Origin of the sequence: Nocardioides sp. Soil774 (assembly GCF_001428125.1) — a bacterium.
Taxonomy (GTDB): Bacteria; Actinomycetota; Actinomycetes; order Propionibacteriales; family Nocardioidaceae; genus Nocardioides.
The window spans coordinates 132,652-155,446 of sequence record NZ_LMSM01000011.1; the positions used below are offsets into that span (position 1 = coordinate 132,652).

Here is a 22,795-nt window from a genome sequence, read left to right on the forward strand (position 1 = left end):
CGGACCGGAGGCGGAGATGACGACCAGCGAGGCGGAGCGGCTCGCGATGCAGCGCGCGCTGGCCATCGCGGCCACGCCCGGCGTGCCGATGGGACCCAACCCCCGCGTCGGTTGCGTGCTGCTGGCGCCCGACGGCTCGACGATCGCCGAGGGCTTCCACCGCGGAGCCGGCACCCCGCACGCCGAGGCCGCCGCGCTGGCCGAGGCCGGCGATGCGGCCCGGGGCGCGACCGCGGTCGTCACCCTCGAGCCGTGCAACCACACCGGGCGCACCGGTCCCTGCAGCGAGGCGCTCCTCGCGGCCGGCGTACGCCGTGTCGTGTTCGCCCAGCCCGACGCCAACCCGGTCGCCGTGGGCGGCGCCGGACGGCTCCGCGAGGGCGGCGTCGAGGTCGTCGGCGGCGTCATGATCGAGGAGGCCCAGGCGCTCAACCGGGCGTGGACCTTCGCGATCGCGCGCCGGCGCCCGTTCGTCACGTGGAAGTTCGCGACGACGCTCGACGGCCGCAGCGCAGCAGCCGACGGCACCAGCCGGTGGGTCTCCAGCCGTGCCGCCCGGCTCGACACCCACCGCCTGCGCGCGCTGTGCGACACCATGCTCGTCGGCACCGGGACCGTCCTGGTCGACGACCCCGAGCTCACCGTGCGCGACGAGGTCGACGAGCCCGTGACCGACCAGCCGCTGCGCGCGGTGATGGGCCTGCGCGACCTGCCCGCCGACCGACGGGTCCTCAACGACCGCGCCGAGACCGTGCACCTGCGCACCCGCGACCCCCACGAGGCGCTGGCGCGGCTGCACGAGCTCGACCGCCAGCACGTCTTCCTCGAGGGCGGGCCGCAGCTCGCCGGGGCGTTCCTGACGGCCGGGCTCGTCGACGAGGTCGTCACCTACGTCGCGCCGATGCTGCTCGGGTCGGGCGCCAGCGCGGTGGCCGACCTCGGCGTCGCCACGATCGCCGACGCGGTGCACCTCCACGTCACCGACGTCACCGTGCTGCGGGGGCACGACGGCGAGGACACCAACGTGCGCCTCACCATGAGGCCGACCACCCTTCCCAGGAGGACCTGATGTTCACCGGAATCGTCGAGGAGCTCGGCACCGTCGCCGAGGTCACCGACCAGGGCGACGCGATCCGCCTCACCATCGAGGCAGGCACCGTGCTCGAGGGCACCGGCCTCGGCGACTCGATCTCGGTCAACGGGTGCTGCCTCACCGTCGCCGAGCTCGGCGAGGGCCGGTGGACCGCCGACCTGATGCAGGAGACCCTCGACAAGACCTCCCTGGCCGCGGTGACGCCGGGCGACCGGGTCAACCTCGAGCGCGCGGTCACCGTCGACAAGCGCCTCGGCGGTCACATCGTCCAGGGCCACGTCGACGGCGTCGGCGAGATCATCTCCCGCTCCCCGAGCGAGCACTGGGACGTCGTCGAGGTCTCGCTCCCGCCCCACCTCGCGCGCTACCTCGTCGACAAGGGCTCGATCACCGTCGACGGCGTGAGCCTGACCGTGGTCGAGGCCGGCGAGGCCAGCTTCACCGTCAGCCTCATCCCCGAGACCCTCGCCCGCACGACGCTCGGCAGCCGCCGGCCCGGCGACCTGGTCAACCTCGAGGCCGACGTCATCGCCAAGCACGTCGAGAAGCTGCTCGGCGGCTACCTCCCGACTCCCACCACCACCCCGAACGACGAGGAAGAATGATGTCCCTGCTCGAATGGCTCATCCACGGCACCATCCCGGTGCCCGGCGGCGAGCTCGGTGCCCGCGAGGTGATCGGCAACCTCTTCGGCCTCGCCAGCGCGATCCTCGGCATGAAGCGTCTGCTGTGGGCCTGGCCCATCGGGCTGGTCGGCAACGTCCTGCTCTTCACCGTCTTCGCGACCGGCGAGCTGTCCGGCCAGATCGACGAGCCCCTGTGGGGCCAGGCCGGCCGGCAGGTGTTCTTCGCCGCCGTGTCGCTCTACGGGTGGTGGCGCTGGTCGCGCCTGCGCGACGCCGGCGGCGCCTCCGACGGCGGCGCGATCGCCCCCCGGTGGGCGACCGGCGCCGAGCGGGTCCAACTGCTCGTGCTGGGTGTCGTCGGCTACGCAGCGGCGTACGTCCTGCTGACGCGCGTGCTCGGCTCGTGGGGCCCGGTCACCGAGGCCTGGATCCTCGCCGGCTCGATGCTCGCGACCTACGGCATGGCCCGTGGCTGGGTGGAGTTCTGGCTGATCTGGATCCTGGTGGACGTCGTCGGGGTCACGACCCTCGTGCAGGCCGGCTACTACCCGACCGCCGGGATGTACCTCTTCTACGCCGTGTTCGTGGTGATCGGCTTCGTGGTGTGGCTGCGGGCCAGCCGGACCGTCGTCGACACCCCCGAGACCAAGGAGACGGTGTCGGCATGAGCGCGCCCACCGACAGCGGCACCCGGGTCCGCCTCGACCCGGTCGAGCGGGCCATCGCCGACATCGCCGCGGGGAAGGCCGTCGTGGTCGTCGACGACGAGGACCGCGAGAACGAGGGCGACATCATCTTCGCCGCCGCCAAGGCGACCCCCGAGCTGATGGCCTTCACGATCCGCCACTCCAGCGGCGTCATCTGCGTGCCGATGCCGGCCGACATGCTCGACCGGCTCGAGATCCCGCTCATGACGCCCCACAACAAGGACCGGCTGCGCACGGCGTACACCATCTCGGTCGACGCCCGCGACGGCGTCACCACCGGCATCAGCGCCGCCGACCGCGCCCACACCGCACGCACGCTCGCCGACTCCGCGACCGAGCCGTGGGAGCTCACCCGTCCGGGCCACGTCTTCCCCCTGCGCTACCGCGAGGGCGGGGTCCTGGTGCGGCGTGGGCACACCGAGGCAGCCGTCGACCTGGCCGTGCTCGCCGGGCTCACCCCGGCCGGCGTGCTCGTCGAGGTGGTCAACGACGACGGCACCATGAAGCGCTCGCCCGAGCTGCGTGAGTTCGCCGACGAGCACGGCCTCGCGATGATCTCGATCGAGGACCTCGTGCGCTACCGCCGGCGCCACGAGCGCCACGTGGAGCGGGTCGCCGAGACGCGCCTGCCCACCAGGCACGGCGAGTTCACCGCCTTCGGCTACCGGATCACCATCGACGGCAGCGAGCACGTCGCGCTGGTGCACGGCGACATCAGCGGCGACGAGCCGGTGCTGGCCCGGGTGCACAGCGAGTGCCTGACCGGCGACGTCTTCGGCAGCGAGCGCTGCGACTGCGGCCCCCAGCTCGACGAGGCGCTGGAGCGCATCGTCGCCGAGGGCAGGGGAGTGGTGGTCTACCTGCGCGGTCACGAGGGCCGCGGCATCGGGCTCGTCGCCAAGCTGCAGGCCTACCAGCTGCAGGACGGCGGACGCGACACGGTCGACGCCAACCTCGACCTCGGCCTGCCCGCCGACGCGCGCCACTACGGCACCGCCACCCAGGTGCTGCGCGACCTCGGCATCTCCTCGGTGCGGCTGATGACCAACAACCCCGACAAGACCGCCAGCCTCGAGGACTTCGGGATCGACGTGGCCGAGCGGGTGCCGCTGACGCCCCGCCCCAACGACCACAACCTCACCTACCTGCTGACCAAGCGCGACCGGATGGGCCACGACCTGCCCGGACTGAGCGGCACCGAGACCGAAGGAGGTGCCCAGTGAGTGGCGCCGGAGCACCCACGTCCCAGCCCTTCGACGCCGGCGACCTGCGGGTCGCGGTCGTCGCGGCGAGCTGGCACACCCAGGTCATGGACGGACTCGTCGGCGGCGCCGAGCGCGCCCTGGCGGCGTACGGCATCAGCGAGCCGGAGGTCATCCGCGTGCCGGGCACCTTCGAGCTCCCGGTCGTGGCCGCCGCGCTGGCCCGCGAGGGCTACGACGCCGTGGTCGCCCTCGGCGTCGTGATCCGCGGTGGCACGCCCCACTTCGACTACGTCTGCTTGGCCGCCACCGACGGGCTGACGCAGGTCAGCGTCGACCACGCGGTCCCGGTCGGCTTCGGTGTCCTCACCTGCGACACCGAGCAGCAGGCCCTCGACCGCGCCGGGCTCGAGGGCTCGGTCGAGGACAAGGGCTGGGAGGCCACCGCGGCCGCCCTCGACACCGCGAGGGTGCTGCGGGGGCTGCGCGCGCGGTGACCCGCGGCCGCGGTCAGGACGTGCGGTCGTTGCCGGCCTGCAGCCGGTCGATGTGCTCCGAGGCCTCGGCCTTGGTGAGGTCGCCCGGCAGCTCCTCGCCGGCCTCGCGGGCCAGCGTGTCGAGATAGCTGCGCTGCGCGCCGGTCATCGGCTCGTCGCCGGTGACCCACTCCTCGGGGTCCTTGCGCGTGCTGTCGCCCTGCGGGCCGCCGAGGGTCTCCCCGGTGGTGGGCCGGTCGTCCGAATGCGTGTTCGATTCAGTCATGCTGCGACTGTACGTCGCGCCACCGACTGCGCAACCCTCCCGCGGGGTGGTCCGCCACCGGGACCCCCGACCGGCGCCCGCGCGCTGCGCCGTAGGCTTGCCCCTCGTGAAGACGTTCGAGGACCTGTGGGCCGAGCTGTCCACCAAGGCTCAGGAGCGCCCCGAGGGGTCAGGCACCGTCGCCCAGCTGGACGCCGGCGTCCATGCCATCGGCAAGAAGCTCCTGGAGGAGGCCGCCGAGTCCTGGATGGCCGCCGAGCACGAGGGCAAGGACGCGACGGCACTGGAGATCAGCCAGCTGCTCTACCACGCGCAGGTGCTGATGCTCGCCTCCGGCCTGACCCTCGACGACGTCTACGCACACCTGTGAGAGAACCGGTGAACCCCGCATGACCCTCCGCATCGCCGTCCCCAACAAGGGGTCGCTGTCCCAGGCCGCGACCGACATCCTGCGCGAGTCAGGCTACCGCCAGCGCAGCGACTCCAAGGAGCTTGCGCTCGTCGACTCCGAGAACGACGTCGAGTTCTTCTACCTGCGCCCGCGCGACATCGCGCTCTACGTCGGCGAGGGCACGCTCGACGTCGGCATCACCGGCCGCGACCTGCTGCTCGACTCCGGCGCCAAGGCCGACGAGGTCATGGACCTCGGGTTCGGCCGCTCGCGCTTCCACTTCGCGGGCCCCGCCGGGCGCTACTCCACTGTGAAGGACCTCCAGGGCCTGCGGGTCGCGACGTCGTACGTCGGTGTGGTCGAGGACTACCTGTTCCGCCACGGCATCGACGCGACCGTCACCCGCCTCGACGGCGCCGTCGAGACGAGCATCCAGCTCGGCGTCGCCGACGTCATCGCCGACGTGGTCGAGACGGGCTCGACCCTGCGGGCAGCCGGGCTGGCGACCTTCGGCGAGGTGATCCTCGAGTCCGCGGCCGTGCTCATCACGCGCGGCGGGGTGGTCCACGACGACTTCGAGATCTTCCGCCGTCGCATCGAGGGCGTGCTGGTCGCCCGCAGCTACGTGATGATGGACTACGACATCGAGCGCGCCCACCTCGAGCAGGCGACCGAGCTCGCCCCGGGGCGCGAGGGCCCGACCATCTCCCCGCTCGGCAAGGCCGACTGGGTCGCGGTGCGGGTGATGGTTCCCCGCGCCGGCTCGCAGCGGCTCATGGACGAGCTCTACTCCCTCGGCGCCCGGGCGATCCTGCTCACGGACATCCATGCCTGCCGGCTCTGAGCCGCCCCGCCCCGGCGCGGCGCCCTTGCCGTCGCTGCCGCACACGTGGCGCCCGATGGGCGTGCGCTATGCCGTGGTGGGGTTCGGGTCGATGCTCTTCATCGTGTGCGCGGCCGCGTGGTTCGGCTTCGACGACTCCGTGCGCGAGCGGTTCGACGTGCTGCAGCGGCTCACCGTGCTGGCGATGGGCGCCGCGCTCGTGGCGTGCGGCTGGGCGCTCGGTCGAGCCCGCGTGACGGCCGAGATGGAGGCGTTGGTCGTGGTCAACGGCTTCCACACCCGACACCTCGCGTGGGAACAGGTGCTCGCCATCCACCTGCCCGAGGGCGCCCCCTGGGCCACCCTCGACCTGGCCGACGGCACCACGATCTCGGTGATGGCACTCCAGGGGTCCGACGGCCGCCGCGCGCGTGACGGCGTACGCCAGCTGCGGGCGTTGATCGACCGGCAGGCGCCTGCCGTCTAGCGGTCTTTCGCCGCGTCCTGCTGCAGGGCGTGGATGCCCCACGACACCGACAGCTCGTCGCCTGCCGATCCGGCCGGGGCGAGCGTGACGAGGTCGGTCCCGGAGTTGAAGGCGTCGGCGGGAGCGGTCATCGGCTCGACCGCGATGCCGGGGCGCCCGCCGTCGGAGGGCGGGGTGAAGATCTGCAGCCACCGGTGTCGCTCGTCCACCCACAGCGCGACGCCGCGGCCGGTCGCGGGGTCCACGAGCGTGGTGGTGGCGCGGCCGTCCTCGTGCTCGAGCGCGCCGAACCCGTCGTCGAGGACCGTGTCGCCGATGCGGCGTGCGGTGGTGAAGTCGTGGGGGCCGGACACGGGCTCGGTGCCCGTCGGCAGCTGCCGGTCGTCGGCGACGAGCCGGGTGCGCGCCGGCAGCCGCAGCTCGAGGTCCTCGATCGCGTCGCCCACGGCCAGGTAGGGGTGCGCGCCGCTCGCGCACGGCGCCGGCTCGGGCGCCAGGTTGGTCGTCGTCTGGGTGACCACGAGCCCGTCGGCGGACAGGTCGTAGAGCACGTGCAGGTCGAGCGTCCAGGGATAGCCGCTCTGCGCCATCACGCGGTAGGTCAGCGACACCGAGGTGCCGGTGTGCTCCTCCACCGTCCACGCCGCCCAGCGGGCCAGCCCGTGCGAGGCGTTGCCGTGGCCGGGGTCGCTCAGCGCCAGCTGCAGGTCCCGACCGCCGAAGGAGTAGCGGCCGTCGCGGATGCGGTTGGGCCACGGCATCAGCAGCTGGCCGCGCCCGCCGCCCGACATCTCGTCCTCGCCGAAGCCGTCGACGAGCGCCCGTCCGTGGTGGGCGAGCGTGCGCAGGGCCGCGCCGCTCTCGGTGACGACCGCGACGTAGCCGGCCGCGGAGATCTCGTACTGCTCACCGCTGGGAAGGACCATGCCGGTCACCCTAGACAGCACTAGCGTTCCTCCATGGTCTTCACCACGCGGGACCTCGGTCCCGATGACGCGGAATCCCTCGCCGGCCTGATGAGCCGCATCGAGGCGGACCACCCGACCGGCTTCTGCCTGGCCGAGAGGGAGGTCGTCGAGCTCATGACCGACCTGCCCGACAGCATCTTCTCGGGCGCCTACGACGGCGCCGCGCTCGTCGCCTACACGACCGTCCTGCCCGGCCGTCCCCACGACGCCGGCCAGCGGTTCACCCTGTTCGGCGACGTCGATCCCCAGCGCCTGGGGGAGGGGATCGGTACCCAGATGCTCGCCCGCTCGCTCGACCGGGCGCGGACGATCCACGCGCATGACGCCCCGGGCCGCCCGGCCCGCTATGCCAGCCAGGCCCTCGCCGGGCGCACCGACCAGGCCGACCTGCTCCTCTCGGCGGGCCTGTCGCCGGGCCGCCACAGCTTCCTCATGCGCGCACCGCTGGCAGGCGACGTGCCCGACCTCGTGTGGCCTGCCGACGTGACGGTGTCCGCGTTCGACCCGGCGGACGCCGAGGAGCTGCGCGTGGCGCACAACGCCGCCTTCGCCGACTACCCGGACGGCAGCCCGTCCGACCCGGACTTCTGGCAGGCATTCATGATCGGAGCCTCGCACGCGCGCCACGACCTCTCCCTGGTGGCGCGCGGCCCGGACGGCGGGGTCGCGGCCTACGTCTTCGCGCACGAGTACGCCGTACCGCTCGCGCCGGGGCCGGGTCGCGAGGCCTACGTGCCGTTTGTCGGCACGCTGCCCGCCCACCGCGGCCGTGGCCTGGCCTCCTCGCTGCTGGCCGGCGTGCTGGCGCGGTGCCGGGAGCAGGGCTACGACCGGGCGACCCTCAACGTCGACACCGCCAACCCCACCGGGGCGCTGGGCATCTACGAGCGGGCCGGCTTCGAGCAGGTCTACCGCCAGGACTTCTTCCACCTGGAGGAGCCGGGCGACGAGGTCCTCGCCGAGTAGGGCTCACTCGTCGGTGGTGACGACGACGTCGGCGCGCCCACGCGTGCCGAGCCGGGCGAAGAGCTCGTCCTCGTCGAGGCGCCACTGCAGCCACTGCGGGCGCATCGCCTCGCCGTCGCGGGCCATCCCGCGCGCGAGGCGGAGGTCGCTGTCGGCCTCGACCCACGCCAGGCAACCGACCGCCGGTGCGATCGCCGGCGACCAGGAGCCCACGCCCTCGAGCACCAGCAGCCCACCGGGGGCGACGGAGTGCCACTCGGCCCAGTCGTCCGCCGCCCAGTCCCAGCGACGCCACGCGCCGGCGCCGCCGGACACCATCGGCGTGACCAGCCGCTCCACCGACTCCGCCAGCCCGGGGAGGCCCCGCCAGCCCTGCAGCATCTCGTCGCAGTGCACCACCTGCGCGTCCGGCACGAGGTCCGCGAGCGCCGCGGCCAGGGTCGTCTTGCCCGACCCGGCCGGACCGTCGACGCACACCAGCCTGCCGGCGCCCAGCGTCGGCGGCTGAGAGGTCACTCGCGCGACGACGCGGGCCGCCACCTGTCGCGGGTCAGAAGGCACGGTCGCAGCCGCGGTAGGACGGCACCACCTCGGTGACCGACTCGCCGCGCACCAGGTGCACGTCGCGCACGTGCTCGAAGAGCTCGCCGGACTTGGCGTGCCGGAACCAGACCAGGTCGCCGATGGCGAGCAGGGCGGCCGGGTGGCCGGTCAGCGGGGTCTGCACCTCGCCGGCGCCCTCGAGGCCGGTCAGGTGCAACCCCGGCGGTGCCCACGGCACGGGGGAGCGGTCCGCGCCGGTGGCACCGCTGGCGACGAGGCCACCGCCGTGGACGGTCGCCAGGGAAGGACTGGGCTTGCGGGTGACCCGCAGCCCGAAGTACGCCGCCGGGCGGGGGGTGAAGGAGGCGATGTGGTCGAAGATCCCGGGCACCAGGAGGCCCGACCCCGCAGCGATCTCGGTGACGGCACCGTCGGCTGCCGTGGCCTCGACCGAGCCGGAGCCACCACCGTTCCAGAACTCCAGCTCGACCACGCGTGCGAGGGCCTCGGAGATCTCGCGCCGTCGGACCTCGAGCTGGGCCATCGACGCCTGCTTCAGGCGGCGCACGAGCAGCGACTTGGTGCGCTGGTCCGGCACGTCGTCCTGCACCCCGGCGACCTGGCCCTCGTAGGTCATCACGCCGACGAGCCGGAAGCCGTCGCGCTCGACCACGCGCCGCGCCAGGGCGACCACGTCGGAGGTGTCGAAGAGAGGGGAGCGCTTGGGCCCGATGTGCTGCCCTCCCAGCCGCAGTCCGGCATCGACGTCGAGCGCCACCCGCACGGGCGACGATCCCGGGGTGCGCACGGAGTCGATCACGTCGAGGTGCGCGACGTCGTCGACCATCACGGTGATCGCCGCGGCCGCCGACGGCGACGCCACCAGGCGACCGAGTGCTGCGGTGTCCACCGACGGGTAGGCGACCACGATGTCGTCGCTGATCCCGGTGTCGTGGAGCCACAGGGCCTCGGCGACGGTGAAGGCGAGGACGCCGGAGAACCCCTCACGGGCCAGGGCCCGCTCGATGAGCGCCGGCACCCGCAGCGACTTCGACGCCACCCGCACCGGCTTGCCCGCGGCCCGGCGGACGAGGTCGTCGGCGTTGGCCTCGAAGGCCTCGAGGTCGACGACCGCGATCGGGGTGGCGGGAGGCTCCGGCAACGCGCCGACGGCGGCGTTCAGCCGCGACCACAGCCGGTTGCGGTCGACGAAGTGGTCGCTCACTCGATGCCGCGCTTGCGCAGCAGCGCCTCGATGTCGGCGAGCTCGTCGTCGACGGGGGAGCCCTTGGCGCCCGCTCGCCCGGACGACGCCGGCGGCAGGGCCCCCGGCTCGGCGGCGCGTCCCCGGCCGGTGCGCTGGGCGCGACCGAGCTGGCGGTCGCGCAGGAAGCCGCTGACCAGGAAGAGCAGGACCGCGAGGCCGGCGAGGCCGACCCCGCTCCAGGTGCGTACGTCGAAGACCAGCCCGGTGGCCCAGCCGGTGACCGAGCCGGCGATGTCGACGACCATCTCGAGCGTCCCGGTCAGCCAGGCGGCAGCGGGCAGCAGCGTGAAGCCCAGGGCGCGCAGGCCGTTGGCGGCGCCGCGACGGCCGAACGCGATCCAGGTCCAGATGCCGCCCGCGACGGTCAGGGCGACGGTCAGTGCGGCCCACGTAGTCCCATCCACGCCCCCAGAGTCCCACAGCGCGCCACGGCTGGAGGACAATGGCGGCGTGCCCCACGACCACGCCGACGCCCAGCCCGACTCCGCGGGCGAGGCGCTCGTGCGCACGATCCCCGACCCGGGCTTCGCCGACGACAGCGGCGCGGCCGACCCGCGCGTTCGCCGGGCGCTCGACGACCACCGGGCCGGCACCGCCTCGTCCGGCGCGGTGCTGTCGGTCCTGCAGGACGCGCGTCTCCTCGTGCCCGTGGTGGCAGTCCTGGGTGAGGTGGAGCTCGACGAGCAGGGGCTGGCCCACGACAAGTCCTCCGACATGGCCGCGGTCCTCGTGCGGGCCGCGGACGGGAGCACCGGTCTGCTGGCCTTCACCTCCACCGAGACCATGGCGCGCTGGGACCCGCAGGCGCGGCCCGTGCCGGTGACGGCGGCCACCGCGGCCACCGCGGCGGTGCAGGACGGGGCCGAGGCCCTGCTGGTCGACCTCGCCGGCCCCGCGACGTACGTCGTCGACGGCGACGACCTCGCCCGGCTGGCTTCGGGCTGGCGACTGGTCGCCATCGGGGACGGGGTGGGGGACGGTGCGGGGGCGGGGCACGGCTGGATTGGCCCCTCGACGGAATGATCGGCTAACCTTCGGTGTTGACCGATCAGTGTCGCCATGCACCACCCAGATCCACCGGCGTCACCGATCCCGCCAAGCGGAGGCAGCAGCACCGTCTCCCACCCGCACCGATCGCCCTGCACCACAGATCGTCGGGTCCCGGTCCACGCGTCACCACTGTCGCCCGAGGACACGTCCTGGAGCAACAGCAGTGCGCAGCACTTCACCCCGAGAGGGGCGGCGTGTGATGACTGGCTCCCGCTTGGCACCAGCGGGAGCCATCGTGCATTTCGGGCCACGACCCGGCGCGAGGGGCTCCCACCCACCCGAACCACTGGAGGACCCATCAGCACCGAGCTGCGCATCAACGAGCGGATCCGCGTACCCGAGGTCCGGCTCGTCGGACCCAACGGCGAGACCGTTGGGATCGTGCCGACCGACCAGGCACTCAAGCTGGCCCAGGAGGCCGACCTCGACCTCGTCGAGATCGCCCCGCAGGGACGCCCCCCGGTCTGCAAGCTCATGGACTACGGCAAGTTCAAGTACGAGAACGCCCAGAAGGCTCGCGAGTCGCGACGCAACCAGACGAACGTGATCATCAAGGAGATGAAGCTTCGTCCCAAGATCGACAAGCACGACTACGAGACCAAGAAGGGTCACGTCGTGCGGTTCCTGGGCGCCGGCGACAAGGTCAAGATCACGATCATGTTCCGCGGTCGCGAGCAGCACCGTCCCGAGCTGGGCTTCCGCCTGCTGCAGAAGCTCGCCGAGGACGTGCAGGAGCTCGGCTTCGTCGAGTCCTCGCCCAAGCAGGACGGCCGCAACATGACCATGGTCATCGGCCCGCACAAGAAGAAGGCCGACGCCAAGATCGACGCCGACGCCGCCCGCGCCACCAAGGCGCAGGCCCGTGCCGACGCCAAGGCCGAGGAGGACGCGGAGCGCGAGGCAGCGCACGCGGCCGGCCCCGTGGCGCAGAAGAAGGAGCGTCGCCGCTCCGAGAACCTGGACCCCGAGATCGAGGCGTGAGCTCGGCTCACGACTCGCTCTTGCACTCACCCCGAACCACACGCACAAGGAAGTTGAGGCAGACATGCCGAAGAACAAGACCCACTCGGGCGCGAAGAAGCGCTTCAAGGTGACCGGCTCGGGCAAGATCATGCGTCTGCAGGCCGGCCGGAAGTCCGGTGCTGCGTTCGCGTCCGCGCCGACCACCGGGAGCCGCAAGAAGCACCGCCGCAACGCCGGCATGGTCGAGCTCGAGAAGGGCGACGTCTCGCGCGCCAAGAAGATGCTCGGCATCTGAGCCTCATCCCCCTGGTGGCCCAGCCGCCGTCCGTCTTCATCCCCTGCACCAAGGAGTACCACCATGGCACGCGTCAAGCGCGCAGTGAACGCCCAGAAGAAGCGTCGTACCACCCTCGAGCGCGCCAGCGGTTACCGCGGCCAGCGCTCGCGCCTCTACCGCAAGGCCAAGGAGCAGGTCACCCACTCCCTGGTCTACAGCTACAACGACCGCCGCAAGAACAAGGGCAACTTCCGCAAGCTGTGGATCCAGCGCATCAACGCCGCAGCCCGCGCCAACGGCATGACCTACAACCGCTTCATCCAGGGCCTCGGCCTGGCCGGCATCGAGGTCGACCGCAAGATCCTCGCCGACCTCGCCGTCAAGGACGCCGCTGCCTTCACCGCGCTGGTCGAGGCCGCCAAGGCCGCGCTGCCCGAGGACGTCAACGCGCCCAAGGTCTCCGCCTGATCTCTCCGCTGGTCGAGGAGGTCGCGCAGCGACCGTCACGAGACCACGGTAGGCACCTATGAGCGAGCCCCTCACAGTCGGGAACACCCGCGTCAAGGAGGCTCGCAAGTTGAGCCGCCGCTCGGTACGCACCGAGCGGCGGCTCTTCCTCGCTGACGGCCCGAAGGCCGTCGAGGGTGCCCTCGGCGTCGACAGCTGCGTCGTGGAGGTCTTCGCCACCCCGGCAGCCGCCCGCGACCACGCGGCCCTCCTCGCGTCGGCGACCATCACCCTCGTCGACGAGCGGGCACTGGCCTCCTTGTCCGACTCGGTGAGCCCGGCCGGGCTGGTGGCCCTGTGCCGTCACGTCGACGCGCCGCTCGAGCACGTCGTACGAGCCTCCCCGCGGCTGCTCGCGATCTGCGCCGACGTGCGCGACCCGGGCAACGCCGGCACCGTCATCCGCACCGCCGACGCCGCAGGAGCCGACGCCGTCGTGCTCGCCGGGCAGTCGGTCGACGCCTACAACCCCAAGACCGTGCGCGCCACGGTCGGGAGCCTGTTCCACCTGCCGCTCGCGGTGGAGGCCGACCCCGCGGTCGCCGTGCGCGCCGCGCAGGCGCGCGGGCTCACGGTGCTGGCCGCCGACGGCGCAGGTGAGGTCGACCTCTTCGAGGCCGACCTGTCCGGTCCGACCGCGTGGCTGTTCGGCAACGAGGCGTGGGGGCTGCCCGAGGAGCTCGCCGCCCTGGCCGACCACAGGGTGGCCATCCCCATCCACGGGCGTGCGGAGAGCCTCAACCTCTCCACCGCGGCCGCCGTCTGCCTCTACGCCAGCGCGCGCGCCCAGCGCGCCGGCGGCGGTCCCGCGTGATCCTCATCGACCCGCCGGCGGTGCCGCGCTGGGAACGGCTCTGGTCGCACCTGGCCAGCGACACGTCGTACGACGAGGCGCACGCGTTCGCGGCCGCCCACGGCATCCCCGCACGCGGCTGGGACCGTGACCACTACGACGTCCCGGCCGACTTCTACGACGCCATGGTCGCCGCCGGCGCCGTCCCGGTGACGTCGCGCGAGCTGGTGGCCGCCCTGCGCGCCGCGGGCCTGCGGCGCCCGAAGGCCGCCTCGCGCGACTAGGGTTGCCGCCGTGATGGACGAGGGCGGCAGACGGGTCGGCAGCACGCCCAGCAGGTTGCGCTCGCTCGCCGACTTCTATCCCGACGGGATCCTCGGCGCCACCCGCAACGGCGTCGTCACCATCCTCAACGCCCAGGGCGCGGCCCTGCTCGGCGTCGACCCGGCCCACGCGCTCGGGATGCCGCTGGCCGACGTCCTCCGGCTGCTCGACCAGGACGGCCGCACCTGGCTCGACGTGAACCGCCCCTTCGAGAGCATCTCGATCGTGCGCGCGGTGCCCGAGCAGTCCTGGCTCAGCGCCGCGGGCGAGGAGGTCCTCACCACGGCCACCCTCATCCGCGACGACCGGCTCGGCCCGGTCGCCGGCATCGCGGTTGGCCTGCGCAGCGGGCGAGGTCGCGCCCGCCTCGACCGCGACCGGTCCGACCTGGTGGCCACCGTCGCCCACGAGCTCCGGTCGCCGCTCACGGGGGTCAAGGGCTTCGTCCAGGCGCTGCTCAACCGGTGGGACAAGCTCACCGACGACCAGCGCAAGCTGATGCTGACGACGGTGAACGCCGACGCCGACCGCCTCGCGCGCCTGATCGCCGAGCTGCTCGACGTGGCCCGCATCGACACCGGTCGCCTCCAGCTCTACCCGCGCGAGTCGTCCGCCGAGGTGCTGGTGCGCCGCGTGGTGGAGTCCATCGAGGCCGGCACCGCACGCGAGGTCGTCCTCGAGGTGGAGGACGACCTGCCCGAGGTGTTCGCCGACCCCGACAAGTTCACGCAGGTCGTCACCAACCTCGTGGAGAACGCGGTACGCCACGGCCAGGGCGTCGTGCGCGTGCAGCTGGCCGCGCTGCCGAGCCTGCCCGGCGTACGCATCACCGTCGACGACGAGGGCGAGGGCATCCCGGTCGAGCTGCGGCGGCGGGTGTTCACCAAGTTCTGGACCACGGGCGAGTCGGGCGGCACCGGGCTCGGGATGTACATCGTGGGCGGGCTGTCGCGGGCTCACGGCGGCCTGGTGACGATCGAGGACGCCCCCGGTGGCGGAGCGCGCGTGATGGTCGACTGGCCCAGCGTCGACCTGCGCCAGGACTGACCTCCACACAACCTCCACGAGTCGTCCCCGCCTCCCGCGCCTGCGGGCTCCTAGGGTCGGAGCATGACCACGGGGACGGACCATCAGCGCACCGCGCTGGTGGTGGAGGACGAGCACACCATCAACGAGGCGCTCGCGCAGCGCCTGCGGGCCGAGGGCTACATCGTCGAGCAGGCCTTCGACGGCCCCACCGCGGTCGACCTCGCGCGGACGTCGCGGCCCGACGTCGTGCTGCTCGACGTGATGCTGCCGGGTCTCGACGGACTCGAGGTCTGCCGCCGGATCCAGGCCGACCGGCCCGTGCCCGTGCTGATGCTGACCGCGCGCGACGACGAGGCCGACGTCCTGGTCGGCCTCGGCGTCGGAGCCGACGACTACCTCACCAAGCCCTTCTCGATGCGCGAGGTCGTGGCCCGGGTCTCGGCGCTGCTGCGGCGGGTGGAGCGCGCCGAGGCGCTGGCCGCCGAGCGTCCCGCCACGCTCGAGGTCGGCGCGGTGCGCATCGACCCCGGCGCACGTCGTACGACCGTGGCGGGCGAGCCGGTCCACCTGACGCCCACCGAGTTCGACCTCCTGCTGTGCCTGGCCCGCGAGGCCGGGCAGGTGCTCAGTCGCGAGCGGCTGCTGCGCGAGGTGTGGGACTGGGGCGACGCGTGGGGGAGCGCGAGCGCCTCCCGCACCGTCGACAGCCACGTCAAGGCGTTGCGCAGCAAGGTGGGTGCGGCGCGCATCCGCACCGTGCACGGTGTCGGCTACGCGCTCGAGGACCTCGCGTGAGCTCCCTCGACGCCGTCTCCAGCCTCAAGACCAGGCTCGGCCTCCTCGTCGCGGCATCGGTCGTGACCGCGGTGCTTCTCACCCTCCTCGGCTCCGCGGCCGACGTGTCGCCGCTGCTGGTGCTGCCGGTGAGCGTCGCGCTCGCGCTGGGGGTCACCCAGCTCCTCGCCGCAGGCATGGTGGCGCCGTTGCGTCGGATGACCGAGGTGGCGGGCGCGATGGCGCGCGGCGACTACTCCGGTCGGGTGTCGACGACCTCGAACGACGAGGTCGGCCGCCTCGCCGTCGCGTTCAACAAGATGGCCGAGGACCTCGCCACCGTCGACCGCGAGCGACGCGACCTGATCGCGACCGTCTCACACGAGCTGCGTACGCCGCTCACGGCGATGACCGCGCTGCTCGAGAACCTCGCGGACGGCGTCGTGCCGGCCGACGCCGACCACCTCGCCGCCGCGCTCCGCGAGGCGCAGGGCCTCGGCCGCCTGGTGGACGACCTGCTGCAGCTGTCCCGGCTCGAGGCCGGCGTGGTCCACCTCGACCACCAGGACCTCGGCCTGCGGGCGCTCGTCGACGAGGCCGTGGCGCAGGTGCGGACCGCCGGCCGGCCCGCGCGCTTCGACGTCCGGGTGGATGACGACCTGCTGGTGCGGGCCGACCCGGCACGGCTGCGCCAGCTGGTCGTCAACGTCCTCGACAACGCGGGCCGCCACGCGCCCGGCGAGACGCCTGTCGTGGTGACCGCCGGCGGGTCGTCGGCCGGCTGGTGGCTCGAGGTCGCCGACGCGGGTAGGGGAGTGGCCCCGGCCGACCGGGAGCGCGTCTTCGAGCGCTTCGGCACCGACGGGGCCGGCGGCACCGGGCTCGGCCTCGCCATCTCGCGATGGGTCGCCCAGCTCCACGGGGGCACCCTGCGCTTCCTCGACCCCGCCTCCGGCCGCGGCGCCCGGCTCCGGCTCGACGTGCCGTCCATGGCCGCGACACCAGCCCGGACGGCGCACCCGATCCCTGACCCGAGCCCCAGCGAGGAGCCCACCATGACGACCACCACGCCCCCGCCCGCACCCGCACCGCCGGCCCGGCCCCAGCCTGGTCTCGACGCGCTCTTCGGCCGCTTCTGGCCCGAGCACGGCGTCCCGGCCGGACTGCGCACGGTCCTGGCCGCCGCGGCGGCCGGCGTCGTCGCCGGCATCGCGCTCTCCTTCACCGCCGTCGGCATCACCTGGACCGTGACCGCCGTCGCCGCCGGCGCGGCTGCCCTGCTCACCGCGCGCCGGCGTCGCGAGCCGTGGACCCTCGCGTGCGCCGCACTCGCCCTCCTGCTGGTGCTCCCGATGACGCTGCTCGACGCGTGGTGGATGCAGATGCTCGGCCTGGTCGCTGCGACCGCGGTCTTCCTGTGTGGCGTGACCGGCGCTCGCACCATGCCCGGCTTCGTGCTCGCCGGACTCTCCTGGCCCCTCGCGTCGCTGCGCGGGCTGCCGTGGTTCGGACGGTCCCTGCGCCTGGCCGGCACGGGAGCGCGCACGCCCGCCGTGGTCCGTACGACCGCGTGGTCGCTGCTCGGGCTCGGGGTGTTCGGCGCGATCTTCGCCAGCGCGAACCCGGTCTTCGGCTCGTGGGTCGACCAGCTCGTGCCCAACCTGAGCTTCAACGACCTCGTCGGGCGCGCCTTCCTCGCCTGCTTCGTCTTCGCCACCACGCTCGGCGCTGCCTACCTCGCCCTCAACCCGGCCGACGTCGAGGTGCTCGGCGGACGCCGGCCCGCGCCGCTGGCCAACCGCTTCGAGTGGCTGGTCCCAGTCCTCGTCGTCGACGCGGTGTTCCTCGCGTTCATCGCCGCCCAGGCGCGCGCGCTCATCGGTGGGCGCGACTACATCGAGGCCACGACGGGCCTGACCTACGCCGACTTCGTCCACCAGGGCTTCGGTCAGCTGACGCTGGCGACCGCGCTGACCGTCCTCGTCGTGTGGGTGGCCTCGCGGCGGGTCGCCGACACCTCGACCGACCGTCGGTGGCTCCTGGCTGCCGTCGGCCTGCTGTGCGCGCTGACGCTCCTGGTGGTCGCATCGGCGCTGCGCGGGATGAGCGTCTACCAGGACGCCTACGGCTTCACCACGCTCCGGCTCTTCGTCGACGTCTTCGAGGGCTGGCTCGGCTTCGTCGTGCTGGCGATCATGGTCGCCGGTGCGGCGGGGATGGGGCGCTGGCTGCCGCGCATCGCGCTCGTGTCCGGTGCGCTCGCGCTCGTCGGTCTCGCGGCGATCAACCCGGACGCGTGGGTCGCCGGCCGCAACCTCGACCGCTACGAGGCCACGGGCAAGCTCGACCTGCGCTACCTCGAGACCCTCTCGGCCGACGCTGCGCCGGTGATCGTCGAGCGACTGCCCGAGGAGGTCTCGGGCTGCGTTCTGCGGGTGCTGTCGTACAACTCGATGGCGTCCGAGGTGCTGGACGACGCTCGGGCCTGGAACCTCGGACGGGCCCGCGCCGAGGACGCGCTGGCCCGCATCGACATCCCCGTCAACGGTCGCGACGACGAATGCGGGGGCGTGTGGGCGACCTTCGGCGGGTAGAGTCGCGCCCGTGGACACGAGCTTGCGATTTCTGCGCCCCGGACCTGGTCCGTCGGGCAGCTGACGTCGTGGGTCCGGGGAGTGCCCCGTCCGACCCGATGCTCATCCTCATCTCACCTCGGAGGCGACCTGCTGTCGCCTAGGAAGGGAGCCATGTCCGGCCCCAACACCGACTACGACCCCGTCGAAGTGACCCCGCTCAAGGCCGACCAGGTCGAGGCGATGCGCGAGGCGGCCCTGGCCGCGATCGCCGACGCCGCCGACCTCGACGCCCTCAAGCAGGTGCGCCTCGACCACAACGGGGACCGATCCCCCCTCGCCCTCGCCAACCGCGAGATCGGGGCGCTGCCGCCGCAGGCGCGCAAGGAGGCCGGCCAGCGCGTCGGTCAGGCGCGCGGTGCGATCAACCAGGCGCTGGCGGCGCGGCAGGCCGTGCTCGAGGCCGAGCACGAGCAGCGGATGCTCGCCGAGGAGACGGTCGACGTCTCCCTCCCCACCACGCGTCGTCGCCGCGGCAGCCGCCACCCGCTGACCCTCCAGTCGGAGCTGATCGCCGACCTGTTCGTCGCCATGGGCTACGAGGTCGCCGAGGGTCCGGTCGTGGAGGCGGAGTGGCTCAACTTCGACGCCCTCAACCTCGGTCCCGACCACCCGGCGCGCACCATGCAGGACACCTTCTGGACCGAGCCGGCCGAGGACCACGTCGTGCTCCGCACCCAGACCTCCCCGGTGCAGGCGCGCACGATGCTGACCCGCAAGCCCCCGATCTACGTCGTGTGCCCGGGGCGCGTGTTCCGCACCGACGAGTACGACGCCACGCACTCGCCGATGTTCCACCAGGTCGAGGGCCTCGTCGTCGACGAGGGCATCACCATGGCCCACCTCAAGGGCACGCTCGACCACTTCGCCTCGCAGCTCTTCGGCGACGGCATCACCACGCGCTTCCGCCCGTCCTACTTCCCCTTCACCGAGCCCTCGGCCGAGGTCGACGTGAGGTGCTTCGTCTGCCGCGGGGTGGACTCAGCCTCGTGCCGCACCTGTCGCGGCGAGGGCTGGATCGAGTGGGGCGGCTGCGGCGTGGTCAACCCGCGCGTCCTCATCGCCTGCGGTGTCGACCCCGAGGTCTACAGCGGCTTCGCGTTCGGCATGGGCATCGACCGCTCGTTCATGTTCCGCCACGGCCTGGAGGACCTGCGCCCGCTCTTCGAGGGCGACGTCCGGTTCAGCAGCGCCTTCGGCACCGAGATCTGAGAGGGGAGAGCAGCGATGAAGGCACCCCTGTCCTGGATCCTGGACCACATCGACGTTCCCGCCGGCACCACCACGGAGCACATCACCGACCGGCTCACGCTCACCGGCCTCAAGCTCGAGGCCATCGAGAGCCCCGGTCGCGACATCACCGGTCCGCTCGTCATCGGCCGTGTCCTCACGATGGAGGCCGAGCCGCAGAAGAACGGAAAGACCATCAACTGGTGCACCGTCGACGTGGGTGACGCCAACGGGACCGGTGAGCCGCAGGGCATCGTCTGCGGCGCCCACAACTTCAAGCCGGGCGACCTCGTCGTCACGGTGCTGCCCGGCGGCGTGCTGCCCGGCGGCTTCGAGATCGGCGCGCGCAAGACCTACGGCCACCTGTCCGCCGGCATGATCTGCTCGTCGCGCGAGCTCGGCCTCGGCGACGACCACGACGGCATCATCGTGCTGCCCGCGGACGCCGGCACGCCCGGCCAGGACGTACGCCCCGTGCTCGGGCTCGACGAGGAGACCATCGAGCTCGAGATCAACCCCGACCGGGCCTACGCCCTGTCGATCCGCGGCATCGCTCGCGAGGTGCTGGTGTCCGTCGAGGGAGCGAGCGGCTTCCGCGACCCCGCGCTGCGTGACACCCCGCCCGCCGACGACCTCGGCCACCCCGTGGTGGTGGAGGACGCCGAGGGCTGCCCGGTCTTCGTCGCCCGGCGGGTCAGCGGCTTCGACCCGTCGGCGCCCACCCCGGACTTCATGGTCCGGCGGATCACCGCCGCGGGCATGCGCCCGATCTCGCTCGCCGTCGACGTCACCAACTACGTCATGCTCGAGACGGGTCGCCCCATCCACGGCTACGACGCCGACAAGGTGCGCGGCGCCCTCGTCGTACGCCGTGCGCGCGACGGCGAGCGGCTGACCACCCTCGACGGCACCGAGCGCCGGCTCGACCCGGGCGACCTGGTCGTGTGCGACGACTCGGGCATCATCGGGCTCGGTGGGGTCATGGGCGGCGAGACGACCGAGATCTCCGGCTCGACGACCTCGGTCCTCGTCGAAGCCGCCCACTGGGACGCGGTGTCGATGTACCGCACCGGCCGCCGGCACAAGATCACCTCCGAGGCCGGCAAGCGCAACGAGCGCGGCGTCGACCCGACCATCTGCGAGGCCGCGGCCGACCGGGTCGTCGAGCTGCTCGTCGAGCACGGCGGCGCCACGGCCGAGCCGGGCGTGACCGTGGTCGGCACGCCGCCGGCGCAGCCGGTCGTCGAGGTCGCCGGTGACCTGGCGGCCCGGGTGTCGGGCATGCCGATCACCGAGGAGCGCAGCGTCGAGTGCCTGCGCGCCGTCGGGTGCGAGGTGACCGGCTCGGGGACCCTGTCGGTGACCCCGCCGCCGTGGCGCCCCGACCTCACCGACGCGCAGGACTTCTCCGAGGAGGTCATCCGTCTCGTCGGCTACGACCGCGTGCCCTCGGTGCTGCCGACGCCGCCGTCGGGTCGAGGGCTGACCCGCGCCCAGCAGCTGCGCCGCCGGGTCGGCCGCACGCTCGCCGGTGAGGGCTTCGTGGAGGTGGTGAGCTTCCCGTTCGTCGGCGCGTCCGACCTCGACGCCCTCGGCCTGCCCGCCGACGACCCGCGTCGCGACGTGCTCGAGCTGACCAACCCGCTCAGCGCCGAGGCCGGTTCGATGACGACCACGCTCCTGCCGGGCGTGCTCCGCGCCGCCGGCAAGAACGTCGGGCACGGCAACGCCGACGTCGCGCTCTTCGAGACCGGCACGGTCACGCTCCCGCGCCACGCCGGTCCGGCGGCGATCCTGCCCGTCGACCGGCGTCCGACTGCCGAGGAGCTCGCGGCGCTCGACGCGGCCCTGCCGGCCCAGCCGCTGCACCTCGCGGTCGTCGCCGCGGGTGACGCCTCGTCCGGCGGCTGGTGGGGCGAGGCTCGACCAGTCTCGTGGGCCGACGCCGTCGAGGCGGTGCGGTCGGTCACCGACGCGCTCGGGCTCGACGTCACCGCGGCTGCCGCCGAGGTGGCCCCGTGGCACCCCGGTCGCTGCGCGGAGCTGTCGGTCGACGGCGAGGTCGTCGGGCACGCCGGCGAGCTGCACCCGACGGTGTGCCAGGCCTTCGGGCTGCCCAAGCGCTCCGTCGCCGCCGAGGTCGACCTCGACCTGCTCATCTCGCGGGCCGTGCACCTGCGGCAGGCGCCCGCGTTCTCGTCCTACCCCGTCGCGAAGGAGGACGTCGCGCTCGTGGTCGACGCCGCGGTGCCGGCTGCCGACGTGGAGGCCGCGCTGCGCGAGGGTGCTGGCGAGCTGCTCGAGTCGATCCGCCTCTTCGACGTCTACACCGGCGACCAGGTCGGTGAGGGCAAGAAGTCGCTGGCCTACGCCCTGCGCTTCCGGGCGCCGGACCGCACCCTCAAGGAGGGCGAGGCGGCGACCGCGCGCGACGCCGCCGTGGCCCTGGCCGCTCAGCAGACGGGCGCCGTCCAGCGCGCCTGAGCTGACCCTGGCACCCCGCCACTGGCCCTTGAGTCTCCAGGAGACTCAAGGGCCAGTGTCGTCACTGCCTCAGTCGATCGGCGAGCCCACGACCGCCCGGAAGCGCGCCAGCACGCCCTGGTCCCCGGCCGTCGAGATGTCTGCGTCCTTACCCCGGTTCCACAGCCACAGGTCGAGGACGGCGGCCGTCCCGTCGACGACGACGTCGGGCTCGACGTCGTCGTCCGGAGCCTCCACGACGTGGAAGTCCTCCTCGTCGGCGTACGTCGTCCCGCTGTCGGGGTCGGTGCCGGAGAAGACGCCGAAGCGCAGCCAGAACGCCTGCCCGGTGTCGGTGACGTCGACGCGCACCGTCTCCTCACCCGGCGCCCAGCTGCCCCAGGGCGGGCACCCGCCGTACATCACGTCGAGCACCTCGTGCACCCCGTCGCCGGCCAGGACGGCATCGACCTCCGAGGCTGCACCGGCCACCTGTTCCGCGTCCACGCGGTGGATGAGTGCCTCGTGTGCCTGACGGCGCAGGATGAATCCCACCGTGTGGTCGTCGGACCAGTTCCACGCCTCGTCGGCCGGGTCGGCGCCGTCGAGCACGCGGGCCAGCTGCGCGGACCACTCGTCGTACGCCTCCAGCAGGTCGGCGTACGCCTCCGGGCGGGGCGGGTCGACCTCCTCGGGTCGCTCCGGCCTGGCGACGAGCACCTCTGCCCACCAGCGCTGCACGGTCGCCAGGTGCCACAGCAGGTCGGCGGCGTCCCAGTCCGGGCAGGCCGGCACCCGTGCCGCGGGGTCGCACCGGGCCAGCACCTCGCGGAAGCGCTGCGACTCGGAGCGGAGGTGGTCGAGGTAGACGTCGGGGGACAGGCGGGTGTGGAGTGGGGTCACCCCTGCACCGTAGG

At 73.1% G+C, this 22,795-nt stretch carries 26 protein-coding genes; 20 read left to right on the plus strand and 6 right to left on the minus strand.

Features of this window, described 5'->3' with window-relative positions; translation table 11 throughout:
- The first annotated feature begins 16 nt into the window (after positions 1 to 16).
- From ribD to ribH, 5 genes are read left to right on the plus strand one after another with little or no spacing between them, the layout of a single operon-like run.
- Positions 17 to 1,069: a bifunctional diaminohydroxyphosphoribosylaminopyrimidine deaminase/5-amino-6-(5-phosphoribosylamino)uracil reductase RibD gene (gene ribD / locus ASG76_RS17655; protein ID WP_056606565.1), complete on the plus strand. Its 1,053-nt coding sequence runs from the start codon at positions 17 to 19 to the stop codon at positions 1,067 to 1,069.
- The gene (locus ASG76_RS17660) at positions 1,069 to 1,698 is read left to right on the plus strand and encodes a riboflavin synthase (RefSeq protein WP_056606568.1); all 630 of its coding nucleotides are present in this window, start codon (positions 1,069 to 1,071) and stop codon (positions 1,696 to 1,698) included. Before ribD ends, ASG76_RS17660 begins: the two co-directional genes overlap by 1 nt.
- The gene (gene pnuC / locus ASG76_RS17665; RefSeq protein WP_200948234.1) at positions 1,695 to 2,387 is read left to right on the plus strand and encodes a nicotinamide riboside transporter PnuC; all 693 of its coding nucleotides are present in this window, start codon (positions 1,695 to 1,697) and stop codon (positions 2,385 to 2,387) included. Before ASG76_RS17660 ends, pnuC begins: the two co-directional genes overlap by 4 nt.
- Entirely contained in the window at positions 2,384 to 3,649 is a 1,266-nt protein-coding gene (locus ASG76_RS17670; RefSeq protein WP_056606570.1) for a bifunctional 3,4-dihydroxy-2-butanone-4-phosphate synthase/GTP cyclohydrolase II, read from the plus strand. The genes pnuC and ASG76_RS17670 overlap by 4 nt, the downstream gene beginning before the upstream one ends.
- A complete protein-coding gene (gene ribH, locus ASG76_RS17675) occupies positions 3,646 to 4,125 on the plus strand; it encodes a 6,7-dimethyl-8-ribityllumazine synthase (protein ID WP_056606574.1) in 480 nt (159 codons plus the stop codon). Before ASG76_RS17670 ends, ribH begins: the two co-directional genes overlap by 4 nt.
- Positions 4,126 to 4,138: 13 nt before the next feature.
- Here ribH and ASG76_RS17680 read toward each other — a convergent pair whose 3' ends face one another.
- Positions 4,139 to 4,390 carry a DUF3072 domain-containing protein gene (locus tag ASG76_RS17680; protein ID WP_056606578.1) on the minus strand — a complete coding sequence of 84 codons (252 nt, stop codon included), beginning with the start codon at positions 4,388 to 4,390 and terminating at the stop codon, positions 4,139 to 4,141.
- Between the two features lie 106 nt (positions 4,391 to 4,496).
- Here ASG76_RS17680 and ASG76_RS17685 point away from each other — a divergent pair, with 106 nt between their 5' ends.
- From ASG76_RS17685 to ASG76_RS17695, 3 genes are read left to right on the plus strand one after another with little or no spacing between them, the layout of a single operon-like run.
- Complete coding sequence (locus ASG76_RS17685) at positions 4,497 to 4,760, plus strand: phosphoribosyl-ATP diphosphatase (RefSeq protein ID WP_056606704.1); 264 nt, start codon at positions 4,497 to 4,499, stop codon at positions 4,758 to 4,760.
- 19 nt (positions 4,761 to 4,779) lie between these two features.
- Positions 4,780 to 5,625 carry an ATP phosphoribosyltransferase gene (hisG, locus tag ASG76_RS17690; RefSeq protein ID WP_056606581.1) on the plus strand — a complete coding sequence of 282 codons (846 nt, stop codon included), beginning with the start codon at positions 4,780 to 4,782 and terminating at the stop codon, positions 5,623 to 5,625.
- Entirely contained in the window at positions 5,609 to 6,091 is a 483-nt protein-coding gene (locus ASG76_RS17695) for a PH domain-containing protein (RefSeq protein WP_056606584.1), read from the plus strand. The genes hisG and ASG76_RS17695 overlap by 17 nt, the downstream gene beginning before the upstream one ends.
- On the opposite strand, the gene ASG76_RS17700 is transcribed toward ASG76_RS17695, so the two are convergent.
- Positions 6,088 to 7,017, minus strand: a complete 930-nt coding sequence (locus tag ASG76_RS17700) for an aldose 1-epimerase family protein (protein ID WP_056606707.1) — start codon at positions 7,015 to 7,017, stop codon at positions 6,088 to 6,090. The genes ASG76_RS17695 and ASG76_RS17700 overlap by 4 nt on opposite strands.
- Positions 7,018 to 7,050: 33 nt before the next feature.
- Between ASG76_RS17700 and ASG76_RS17705 the strand changes: the two genes are divergently transcribed.
- On the plus strand, positions 7,051 to 8,025 hold the full coding sequence (locus ASG76_RS17705; RefSeq protein ID WP_056606587.1) for a GNAT family N-acetyltransferase: 975 nt from the start codon (positions 7,051 to 7,053) through the stop codon (positions 8,023 to 8,025).
- A gap of 3 nt (positions 8,026 to 8,028) precedes the next feature.
- Here ASG76_RS17705 and ASG76_RS17710 read toward each other — a convergent pair whose 3' ends face one another.
- Genes ASG76_RS17710 through ASG76_RS17720 form a run of 3 tightly spaced genes read right to left on the minus strand, consistent with a single transcriptional unit; the run spans position 8,029 to position 10,239 of the window.
- Positions 8,029 to 8,541, minus strand: coding sequence for a 4-amino-4-deoxy-L-arabinose transferase (locus ASG76_RS17710; RefSeq protein WP_235529717.1), 513 nt, complete (start codon positions 8,539 to 8,541; stop codon positions 8,029 to 8,031).
- A gap of 34 nt (positions 8,542 to 8,575) precedes the next feature.
- On the minus strand, positions 8,576 to 9,793 hold the full coding sequence (locus ASG76_RS17715; RefSeq protein ID WP_200948235.1) for an amino acid deaminase/aldolase: 1,218 nt from the start codon (positions 9,791 to 9,793) through the stop codon (positions 8,576 to 8,578).
- Complete coding sequence (locus ASG76_RS17720; RefSeq protein ID WP_056606593.1) at positions 9,790 to 10,239, minus strand: hypothetical protein; 450 nt, start codon at positions 10,237 to 10,239, stop codon at positions 9,790 to 9,792. Before ASG76_RS17720 ends, ASG76_RS17715 begins: the two co-directional genes overlap by 4 nt.
- A 46-nt stretch (positions 10,240 to 10,285) precedes the next feature.
- Here ASG76_RS17720 and ASG76_RS17725 point away from each other — a divergent pair, with 46 nt between their 5' ends.
- The 11 genes from ASG76_RS17725 to pheT all read left to right on the plus strand — a co-directional run bounded on the left by ASG76_RS17725 (position 10,286) and on the right by pheT (position 21,899).
- Complete coding sequence (locus ASG76_RS17725; protein WP_235529721.1) at positions 10,286 to 10,858, plus strand: SseB family protein; 573 nt, start codon at positions 10,286 to 10,288, stop codon at positions 10,856 to 10,858.
- Between the two features lie 342 nt (positions 10,859 to 11,200).
- The gene (infC, locus tag ASG76_RS17730; RefSeq protein WP_321164097.1) at positions 11,201 to 11,866 is read left to right on the plus strand and encodes a translation initiation factor IF-3; all 666 of its coding nucleotides are present in this window, start codon (positions 11,201 to 11,203) and stop codon (positions 11,864 to 11,866) included.
- 64 nt (positions 11,867 to 11,930) lie between these two features.
- Positions 11,931 to 12,143, plus strand: coding sequence for a large ribosomal subunit protein bL35 (locus tag ASG76_RS17735; protein ID WP_056606600.1), 213 nt, complete (start codon positions 11,931 to 11,933; stop codon positions 12,141 to 12,143).
- A 63-nt stretch (positions 12,144 to 12,206) separates the two neighbouring features.
- Positions 12,207 to 12,593, plus strand: a complete 387-nt coding sequence (gene rplT / locus ASG76_RS17740; protein WP_056606603.1) for a 50S ribosomal protein L20 — start codon at positions 12,207 to 12,209, stop codon at positions 12,591 to 12,593.
- Between the two features lie 58 nt (positions 12,594 to 12,651).
- Entirely contained in the window at positions 12,652 to 13,446 is a 795-nt protein-coding gene (locus ASG76_RS17745) for a TrmH family RNA methyltransferase (protein ID WP_056606606.1), read from the plus strand.
- Entirely contained in the window at positions 13,443 to 13,709 is a 267-nt protein-coding gene (locus ASG76_RS17750; protein ID WP_056606609.1) for a DUF4031 domain-containing protein, read from the plus strand. The genes ASG76_RS17745 and ASG76_RS17750 overlap by 4 nt, the downstream gene beginning before the upstream one ends.
- Before the next feature lie 13 nt (positions 13,710 to 13,722).
- Positions 13,723 to 14,796 (plus strand): PAS domain-containing sensor histidine kinase, encoded by a 1,074-nt coding sequence (locus ASG76_RS17755; RefSeq protein WP_056606612.1) that lies wholly within the window; start codon positions 13,723 to 13,725, stop codon positions 14,794 to 14,796.
- Positions 14,797 to 14,859: 63 nt separating this feature from the next.
- Positions 14,860 to 15,573: a response regulator transcription factor gene (locus tag ASG76_RS17760; RefSeq protein ID WP_056606614.1), complete on the plus strand. Its 714-nt coding sequence runs from the start codon at positions 14,860 to 14,862 to the stop codon at positions 15,571 to 15,573.
- A complete protein-coding gene (locus ASG76_RS17765; RefSeq protein WP_056606617.1) occupies positions 15,570 to 18,146 on the plus strand; it encodes a DUF4153 domain-containing protein in 2,577 nt (858 codons plus the stop codon). The genes ASG76_RS17760 and ASG76_RS17765 overlap by 4 nt, the downstream gene beginning before the upstream one ends.
- Before the next feature lie 153 nt (positions 18,147 to 18,299).
- On the plus strand, positions 18,300 to 19,397 hold the full coding sequence (gene pheS, locus ASG76_RS17770) for a phenylalanine--tRNA ligase subunit alpha (RefSeq protein ID WP_056606620.1): 1,098 nt from the start codon (positions 18,300 to 18,302) through the stop codon (positions 19,395 to 19,397).
- 15 nt (positions 19,398 to 19,412) lie between these two features.
- Complete coding sequence (gene pheT / locus ASG76_RS17775; protein WP_056606623.1) at positions 19,413 to 21,899, plus strand: phenylalanine--tRNA ligase subunit beta; 2,487 nt, start codon at positions 19,413 to 19,415, stop codon at positions 21,897 to 21,899.
- Positions 21,900 to 21,968: 69 nt separating this feature from the next.
- On the opposite strand, the gene ASG76_RS17780 is transcribed toward pheT, so the two are convergent.
- On the minus strand, positions 21,969 to 22,781 hold the full coding sequence (locus ASG76_RS17780) for a maleylpyruvate isomerase family mycothiol-dependent enzyme (protein WP_056606626.1): 813 nt from the start codon (positions 22,779 to 22,781) through the stop codon (positions 21,969 to 21,971).
- Positions 22,782 to 22,795: the final 14 nt, after the last annotated feature.

Bases quoted from the DNA above. Each gene is read 5' to 3' on its own strand.
- ribD (WP_056606565.1), top strand. From the start codon at position 17: ATGACGACCAGCGAGGCGGAGCGGCTCGCGATGCAGCGCGCGCTGGCC.
- ASG76_RS17660 (WP_056606568.1), top strand. From the start codon at position 1,069: ATGTTCACCGGAATCGTCGAGGAGCTCGGCACCGTCGCCGAGGTCACC.
- pnuC (WP_200948234.1), top strand. From the start codon at position 1,695: ATGATGTCCCTGCTCGAATGGCTCATCCACGGCACCATCCCGGTGCCC.
- ASG76_RS17670 (WP_056606570.1), top strand. From the start codon at position 2,384: ATGAGCGCGCCCACCGACAGCGGCACCCGGGTCCGCCTCGACCCGGTC.
- ASG76_RS17680 (WP_056606578.1), bottom strand. From the start codon at position 4,390: ATGACTGAATCGAACACGCATTCGGACGACCGGCCCACCACCGGGGAG.
- hisG (WP_056606581.1), top strand. From the start codon at position 4,780: ATGACCCTCCGCATCGCCGTCCCCAACAAGGGGTCGCTGTCCCAGGCC.
- ASG76_RS17695 (WP_056606584.1), top strand. From the start codon at position 5,609: ATGCCTGCCGGCTCTGAGCCGCCCCGCCCCGGCGCGGCGCCCTTGCCG.
- ASG76_RS17700 (WP_056606707.1), bottom strand. From the start codon at position 7,017: ATGGTCCTTCCCAGCGGTGAGCAGTACGAGATCTCCGCGGCCGGCTAC.
- ASG76_RS17705 (WP_056606587.1), top strand. From the start codon at position 7,051: ATGGTCTTCACCACGCGGGACCTCGGTCCCGATGACGCGGAATCCCTC.
- ASG76_RS17735 (WP_056606600.1), top strand. From the start codon at position 11,931: ATGCCGAAGAACAAGACCCACTCGGGCGCGAAGAAGCGCTTCAAGGTG.
- rplT (WP_056606603.1), top strand. From the start codon at position 12,207: ATGGCACGCGTCAAGCGCGCAGTGAACGCCCAGAAGAAGCGTCGTACC.
- ASG76_RS17745 (WP_056606606.1), top strand. From the start codon at position 12,652: ATGAGCGAGCCCCTCACAGTCGGGAACACCCGCGTCAAGGAGGCTCGC.
- ASG76_RS17755 (WP_056606612.1), top strand. From the start codon at position 13,723: ATGGACGAGGGCGGCAGACGGGTCGGCAGCACGCCCAGCAGGTTGCGC.
- ASG76_RS17760 (WP_056606614.1), top strand. From the start codon at position 14,860: ATGACCACGGGGACGGACCATCAGCGCACCGCGCTGGTGGTGGAGGAC.
- pheS (WP_056606620.1), top strand. From the start codon at position 18,300: ATGTCCGGCCCCAACACCGACTACGACCCCGTCGAAGTGACCCCGCTC.
- pheT (WP_056606623.1), top strand. From the start codon at position 19,413: ATGAAGGCACCCCTGTCCTGGATCCTGGACCACATCGACGTTCCCGCC.